Origin of the sequence: Adlercreutzia equolifaciens (assembly GCF_029076695.1) — a bacterium.
GTDB classification, from domain to species: domain Bacteria; phylum Actinomycetota; class Coriobacteriia; order Coriobacteriales; family Eggerthellaceae; genus Adlercreutzia; species Adlercreutzia equolifaciens_A.
Window position 1 is genome coordinate 1 of sequence record NZ_JARFIK010000602.1, and the last position, 289, is coordinate 289.

The 289-nt window shown below is 64.7% G+C and carries 1 protein-coding gene; it reads left to right on the forward strand.

The window, feature by feature from the left end:
• Positions 1-70 precede the first annotated feature (70 nt).
• Positions 71-271 carry a response regulator transcription factor gene (locus PZH32_RS13780; RefSeq protein WP_275208832.1) on the forward strand — a complete coding sequence of 67 codons (201 nt, stop codon included), beginning with the start codon at positions 71-73 and terminating at the stop codon, positions 269-271.
• Positions 272-289: the final 18 nt, after the last annotated feature.

The window sequence follows — 289 nt, forward strand, 5'->3', positions numbered from 1 at the left end:
AGCGGATAAAGCATTCGCTTCTGAGGAGGCGCTCGGCAGCGAGCAGCGGCTCGATGAGGCCTGAGCGGCGGTGGCCCAGCGATTCGGACTCACAGCGCGCGAGGTGGACGTGCTGCAGCTGCTGGCCCGTGGCCGCACGGCCTCGGTCATTCAGGAGCGGCTCGTGCTGTCCCATAACACGGTGAAGAGCCATTTGCGACACATCTACAGCAAGCTGGGTGTTCACTCGCAGCAGCAGCTCATCGATTTGGTGGACCGGGTGGAGGGGTGACGCACGGCGGCCTGTACG